The 6,279-nt window shown below is 68.4% G+C and carries 8 protein-coding genes; 3 read left to right on the forward strand and 5 right to left on the reverse strand.

Going from position 1 to position 6,279, the window contains the following annotated elements; genetic code table 11:
* Nucleotides 1-212 precede the first annotated feature (212 nt).
* A complete protein-coding gene (locus WA965_RS15240) occupies nt 213-1,169 on the reverse strand; it encodes a diacylglycerol/lipid kinase family protein (RefSeq protein ID WP_526294409.1) in 957 nt (318 codons plus the stop codon).
* An 87-nt stretch (nt 1,170-1,256) separates the two neighbouring features.
* On the opposite strand from WA965_RS15240, the gene aroQ reads away from it, so the two are divergent.
* Entirely contained in the window at nt 1,257-1,700 is a 444-nt protein-coding gene (gene aroQ / locus WA965_RS15245; protein WP_526294408.1) for a type II 3-dehydroquinate dehydratase, read from the forward strand.
* A gap of 5 nt (nt 1,701-1,705) precedes the next feature.
* A complete protein-coding gene (locus WA965_RS15250; protein ID WP_526294414.1) occupies nt 1,706-2,092 on the forward strand; it encodes a hypothetical protein in 387 nt (128 codons plus the stop codon).
* An 18-nt stretch (nt 2,093-2,110) separates the two neighbouring features.
* On the opposite strand, the gene WA965_RS15255 is transcribed toward WA965_RS15250, so the two are convergent.
* From WA965_RS15255 to WA965_RS15265, 3 genes are read right to left on the reverse strand one after another with little or no spacing between them, the layout of a single operon-like run.
* Nucleotides 2,111-2,593 carry a GNAT family N-acetyltransferase gene (locus WA965_RS15255; RefSeq protein ID WP_526294407.1) on the reverse strand — a complete coding sequence of 161 codons (483 nt, stop codon included), beginning with the start codon at nt 2,591-2,593 and terminating at the stop codon, nt 2,111-2,113.
* Nucleotides 2,590-3,687, reverse strand: a complete 1,098-nt coding sequence (locus WA965_RS15260; protein WP_526294406.1) for an isochorismate synthase — start codon at nt 3,685-3,687, stop codon at nt 2,590-2,592. The genes WA965_RS15255 and WA965_RS15260 overlap by 4 nt, the downstream gene beginning before the upstream one ends.
* Nucleotides 3,684-4,295 carry an acid phosphatase gene (locus tag WA965_RS15265; protein WP_526294405.1) on the reverse strand — a complete coding sequence of 204 codons (612 nt, stop codon included), beginning with the start codon at nt 4,293-4,295 and terminating at the stop codon, nt 3,684-3,686. Before WA965_RS15265 ends, WA965_RS15260 begins: the two co-directional genes overlap by 4 nt.
* Before the next feature lie 58 nt (nt 4,296-4,353).
* Here WA965_RS15265 and WA965_RS15270 point away from each other — a divergent pair, with 58 nt between their 5' ends.
* Nucleotides 4,354-5,148, forward strand: a complete 795-nt coding sequence (locus WA965_RS15270; RefSeq protein ID WP_526294404.1) for a ParA family protein — start codon at nt 4,354-4,356, stop codon at nt 5,146-5,148.
* Here WA965_RS15270 and WA965_RS15275 read toward each other — a convergent pair.
* On the reverse strand, nt 5,149-6,279 hold a 1,131-nt coding region (locus WA965_RS15275; RefSeq protein ID WP_526447740.1), incomplete at its 5' end, for an Rv3212 family protein.

A 6,279-nucleotide genomic window follows, 5' to 3' on the forward strand; every position in this document is an offset into this window, starting at 1 on the left:
TAACGCGAGCGCACCAAATGTTTCTGCGCTGTTGCATAAGATGCTTTCACAGGCTGAACAGATGTCAATAGCAGTTCGTTAACACGTGGTCTATCTCACTACCGAGGTCCGTTACCGGGTCTCTAACTCCGTTGTACTACGCTCAACACACCTGCGCCCTAAATTCCGGCTGTGAACTAGCTTGCAGAATAAGTTCCCGCTGGTCAAGCCAATTAATCAGTCAGCTTCGGCAGCGGAGCAACCACGCCGAGGGCGTTGGGCACCGCTGTGAACTCCATCGCCTCGCGCACACCGATGTAATCCCCGTCGATCTGACAGGCGACCGGGGTGTCGCTGGTCACCTTCAACCACGCCAGGTCGTCGTCGCGGATCAGATGCTTGGCGTCGAGGCGCGGGTTGCGCGACAGCATCTGGCGCACCACCCCCAGGTTGGACCACACGTTCATGCTCGTGATCGCGAACACGCCCAGACCCGTCTCGAAGGTGGTGTCGGGGTTCGTCCACACCGGGCGCTTGTTGGCATAGGTCCACGGGCTCGAATTCGACACGAACGCGAAGTGCACGCCACTGACCGGTTCGCGGCCTGGCAGGTGCACGGTCATCGTCGGCTCCTTGCGCGCGTTGGCGAGCATCTCGCGGGTCGCGACCCGGATGTAGCGCGATGCGGTGACCTTCCGGCCCTTCGCCCGCTGCGCCTCCACCGCGGCGACGACGTCCCCGTCGACGCCCATGCCCGAGGTGAACACCCCCCAGCGCTCCTTGCAGTCCATCAGACCGATCCGCCGCCAGGTGTGGCCGCGGCGGTAGGCGCCGAGCAGGTCGACGAGCTGATTGGTGGCGTCGACGGGGTCCGGGCTGATTCCGAGTGCGCGGGCGAACACGTTGGCCGATCCGCCGGGCACCACGCCGACCGCGGGGCCCGCGTCACCCGGTCCCACTTCGCCGAGAATGCCGTTGACCACCTCGTTCACCGTGCCGTCGCCGCCGTGCACGATCAGCACGTCCACACCGGCGCGGGTGGCCTGTTGCGCGATCTCGATGGCATGGCCGCGATGGTCGGTGTGCACGACGCTGAGTTTCACGCGACTCTCCAGGGCGTGCGCCAGCAGGTCACGACCGGCAGGCGTCGTCGAGGTCGCATTCGGGTTGACGATCAGCACGGCGCGCACGAGGGCTGAGCCTAAACGCGTCGGGGGGCGACGCCCAAGCCCGCGCACTGCGCCGTCTGGTCAGCGCGTCGCCGGTACCGTACAACGGTGACCGAACGTCGACTGCTGCTCGTCAACGGGCCGAACCTGAACCTGCTCGGGACCCGGCAACCCGAGGTGTACGGATCCACCACGCTGGCGCAGATCGAGGCGAGGGTGGCGGAAGTGGCTGCCGAGGCAGGCCTGGACGTTCGGGCCGTGCAGAGCAATCACGAAGGGGTACTTGTTGACGCGATCCACGCCGCGCGCACCGATTGCGCAGGCATCGTGATCAACCCGGCCGCCTACAGCCACACCTCGGTCGCGATCGCCGACGCGCTGCGCTCGGTGGAACTACCGGTCGCCGAGGTGCATCTGAGCAACATCCACGCCCGCGAAGAGTTCCGTCACCACTCGTACGTGTCCGCCGTCGCCGACATGGTGGTGGCCGGTGCCGGACCACTGGGCTACGAGATGGCGGTGCAGTACCTGGCGGGCAGGCTCTCGCAGTGACGCTGATGCCCCGTGCGGTGCGTGTCGCCGGCACCATCGTCGCGCTGCAGGGTGGCCTGGCCCTGGTCACAGCCATCGTGCTGACGTTCCGGGAGGCCACGGGTCATCGGGAGGCCGGGATCAGCGGTTACGGCACCGCGGCCTGGTTCGTGATCATGGGAGCGGGCGTGCTGGCCGCAGGCTGGGCGCTGTGGACCGGCCGGCAGTGGGGCCGCGGCATCGCAGTGTTCGTCAACCTGCTGCTGCTGGGCGTCGCGTTCTACGTCTTCACCTCGGGGCAGCTGGGGTACGCGGTGCTGGTCGCCGTGGTGTCGGTGGCCGTGCTCGCGCTGCTGTTCAACTCTTCGACGGTGCACTGGCTGACGCAGTCGTCGGCCGACGACGACCGCTGAGGTGCGCGAGCACCGACTTCAGGACTCGCCCGCCAGCTCCGCGAGTTGTGGTCCGGCCACCCGGTAGGTGATCCACTCGCTCTGCGGTCGGCCGCCGACGTTGTCGTAGAGGGCGATCGCGTTGACGTTCCAGTCCAGCACCGCCCAACTCAGCCGGCTGTAGCCGTTGTCCACGCATTCGCGGGCCAGCGTCGCGAGCAGCTTGCGGGCCAGGCCCCGCCTGCGGAACTGCGGACGCACGAACAGATCCTCGAGATAGATCCCGGCCACGCCGTCCCAGGTCGAGAAGTTGAGGAACCACAGCGCTGCGGCCGCCGCCGCGCCGTCGACTTCGACGAGGTGGCCGTACACGATCGGGCGCTCGCCGAAAAGCGCTTCCCTCAACTGTGTTTCGGTCACCGTGCACTCGGCCGCGGCCTGCTCGAACTCGGCGAGCTCGTGGATCATCGCGGTCAGTTCGGCTTCGTCTCCCGCGCGCACGGCGCGGATCGTCTCGTTCACGGTTGCACTCCCAACGCCGCCAGGATGGTTTTGAACTTGGTGGTGGTCTCCTCGACCTCGTCGTCAGGATCGGATTCGGCGACGATTCCGCCACCGGAGTGCGCGTCGGCGGTGCGACGGTCGGCCGACAGCTGCGCGCCCCGGATGGAGACCACCCATCGGCCGTCGCCGCGCTGATCGCACCAGCCCACCGCCCCGGCGTAGAAGCCGCGGTCGCCCTCGATCTCGTCGATGAGCGCGGTGGCCTGTGTGGTGGGGGAGCCGCCGACGGCCGGGGTGGGATGCAGGGCGATCGCCAGATCCAAAGCAGTCGTTGATCTTTCGCGCAGAACCCCCGAGATCGGAGTGTAGAGGTGCCAGACCGCGGCGGTCTTGGTGAGCTGCGGTTGTTCGGCGATGTCCAAGTCGGTGCACAGGGGTTCGAGCGCGGCCCGCAGGGCGTCGACGACGAGTTGATGCTCGTGGCGGTTCTTCGCCGATTCGGCGAGTGCGGCGCCACTGGCCTCGTCGGCCTTCTCATCGGGTAGCCGCGGTGCGGATCCGGCGAACGGGCGGCACAGCACCTGCTGTCCGCGACGGGCGACCAGCAGTTCGGGGCTGGCGCCGATCAGCGCGGCGCCGGAGTACCCGTCACCGGCAGCCGACAGGTCCACCAGGTAGGCACTGGCCTGTGCGTCGTTGGCGACCAGTCGCTGCAACACGGTTCGGGCGTCCAGTGGTCCGTCGGCGATCACCCGCAGCGCACGGGCCAGCACCACCTTGCGCAGTTCACCGTTCGGGTCGCGAAGGCGCTGCAGGGCCGTGGCCACCCGGGCGCGGTGCTCGTCGGCGGGCGGGATCGTCTCGGCGATGCGTGCGGTGGCCAATTCGCGCGCCGGCCAGGAAGGCAGGGCATCGGTGAAACCCACCGTCTGCGGCCGGATCAACGCTGCCGGTCGTGAGATGTCAAAAGGCAAGGCGCCCACGATGATCGGTGCACTGTGGGAGGCCAGCGCGGCCCGCGCGTCGGCGATGCGCGGGAACGCGGTGTGCACGCCGTCGGCGACGATGACACCGTCCGGGCCGGTGAGAACGAACGTCGGTTCGCGGGTCACGCCGGTGCGGCCGGATCGGGATGACCCGTCAGCGCCAGCGCACTGAGTTGGCGTACGCCGTGCTCGAAACTGCAGATCGCGATCGACGCGGCCGGCATCGACACCCGGATGCCTTCGTAGACGGGTTGCTCGATCCAGCGGGTGATCAACGCGCGGGAGAAGTGACCGTGCCCCACGAAGACCACGTCGCGGGACGCCATGTGTTGCAACGCCAGGTCGATCGCCCGGTCGGCCCGCTCGCAGACCTGCGCGGAGGTCTCACCGCCGGGACACCCGTGGGTCCACACCAGCCAGTTCGGCACGGTCTGGCGGATCTCGACGGTGGTGGTCCCCTCGTAGTCGCCGTAATCCCATTCGCTGATCAGCGGATCGACGTCGTCGACGCTCAGGCCCGCCAGTTCGGCGGTGGTCCTGGCGCGCTGCCGGGGGCTGCTGACCACGTACGGGTTGTCCAGGCGCAGCTGTTGGATGGTCTCCGCGGCCGCCGTCGCCTGTTCGCGGCCGCGTGGCGTGAGTTCGAGTTCGGTGCGGCTGGTGTGCTGACCTGACTTCGACCACTCCGTCTCGCCGTGACGGAGCAGGATCAGCCGGTGCTGCAGTAGGCCCACACCCCCGATTGTGCCGCACGCCGCGTCACCACTTCCGCGCACATGACAGGATGGATCCGTGACGCGGGTACTTGCGGTCGCCAATCAAAAGGGCGGGGTCGCCAAAACGACGACGGTGGCGTCGCTGGGTGCGGCGATGGTCGAGCTGGGGAAGCGGGTGCTGCTCGTCGATCTGGATCCCCAGGGTTGCCTGACGTTTTCGCTCGGGCAGGATCCCGACAAGCTGGCCGTCTCGGTGCACGAGGTGCTGCTCGGCGACGTCGAGCCCGATACGGCGCTGGTCGAGACGTCGGAGGGAATGACGTTGATGCCCGCCAACATCGACCTGGCGGGCGCCGAGGCGATGCTGTTGATGCGCGCCGGTAGGGAGTATGCCCTCAAACGCGCGCTGGCCAAGGTCTCCGACGGCTTCGACGTGGTGATCATCGACTGCCCGCCATCGCTGGGAGTGCTGACCCTCAACGGGCTGACGGCCGCGGACGCCGTGATCGTGCCGCTGCAGTGCGAGACGCTGGCCCACCGCGGGGTCGGTCAGTTCCTGCGCACCATCACCGACGTCCAGCAGATCACCAACGCCGACCTGGCACTGCTGGGCGCACTGCCCACGCTGTACGACTCGCGAACCACCCACAGCCGCGACGTGCTGCTCGACGTCGCCGACCGCTACAACCTTCCGGTGCTGTCGCCGCCGATCCCGCGCACCGTGCGGTTCGCGGAGGCGAGCGCCTCGGGAGCATCGGTGCTCAAGGGACGTAAGAACAAGGGCGCGATGGCCTATCGGGAGTTCGCGGGTTCGCTGCTCAAGCACTGGAAGAACGGCAAAGCGCTGCCGACGTTCACCCCCGAGGTGTGATCAGCTGAGCGCCACCAGCTCGTCGCCCCGCTGCTCCAACAGCATGTTCCCGGCCACGGCGGGCACCACCGGTCCCGCCGTCGGCGGGCGTTGCAACGGAATGTGGCGATCGCCCGCTCCGGTCGCCGGATCGAAGACGTCGTAGCCGCTGCTGACAGGCACCATCAGGCGCCCCGCCATGATCGTCGCCGGCCCCACAGGCCGGTCGCCCCCCGCGGCTGCGACGGTGTACTTGTATTGAAAGTTGTTGGCGGAGAACACCATCACACTGTTGCCTGTCCACCAGGTGATCAGGTCACCCGGCCGTGACACGGTGGCGTCGGGTGACGGCGGCACGGGCACCACGGTGCTCGCGATCACCGCGCCGGTCTCGTCGACAACGTCGACCCTGGGCTTCGGCGTGGGGATGTACACCGCGGTCGTGGTATCCGTCACCGCCAACACACGCGCCCCGCTACCGTCGCTGACGCCGGTCTGCTGGACGTACTTCAGCTCGGGCGTGTCCTCCTCGTCGGAGGGACGCAGCAGCGTCAGGCGCAGGTCGGCCTGGCCGTCGCACGCCTCCAGCACCGACACCGCAACCGAACTCGCCGCGGCCGAGACCAGGCGGCACAGCGGGGTCGTCGGCGTGCCTGCCTTGATCGGCGCGTCGAGGGCGCCGTAACTGAGCATCCGCACCATGTCCGAGCGCCACAACTCCAGCCTGGTGTCCCCGGCCGACAGCACCGTCGTGCCGTCGCCGGACAGGGTGACCTGCCGGTCGGAATAGCTGGTGCGGGTCGGGCCACGCACCCCGGTCTGAGCGTCCACGGTGCTGACCTGCCCGCAGCCGCGCACGTCGGGGTACACCGCGACGGCGTAGTTGTAGACCCAGGTGACCCCGCACAACTCAAGATCCCGCGAGAAGCTCCAGAGGGTGTCACCGGTCGCCGGATCCCGGCCTTGCATGCCGCGTCCGGCGCCGGTCACCGCCGCGCCCGCGACCACCAGCGGTCGGCTGGTCGCGTGGCTGGACGCGGTCCACCGTTGTTCGAGCGAGTCAGGCAACGCCGTCGCGGGTTTGAGGCTCGGGACCGGGGCGGCGGCGGGCCGGCTGATGGTGGCTCGCGCGTCGCTGGTCCACCAGACGAC

It is taken from the genome of Mycobacterium sp. (assembly GCF_049683935.1).
Classification (GTDB): domain Bacteria; phylum Actinomycetota; class Actinomycetes; order Mycobacteriales; family Mycobacteriaceae; genus Mycobacterium.

What these genes read in the sequence shown, in the direction of transcription:
- WA965_RS15250 (WP_526294414.1), top strand. Translation starts at nt 1,706, where the DNA reads ATGCCCCGTGCGGTGCGTGTCGCCGGCACCATCGTCGCGCTGCAGGGT.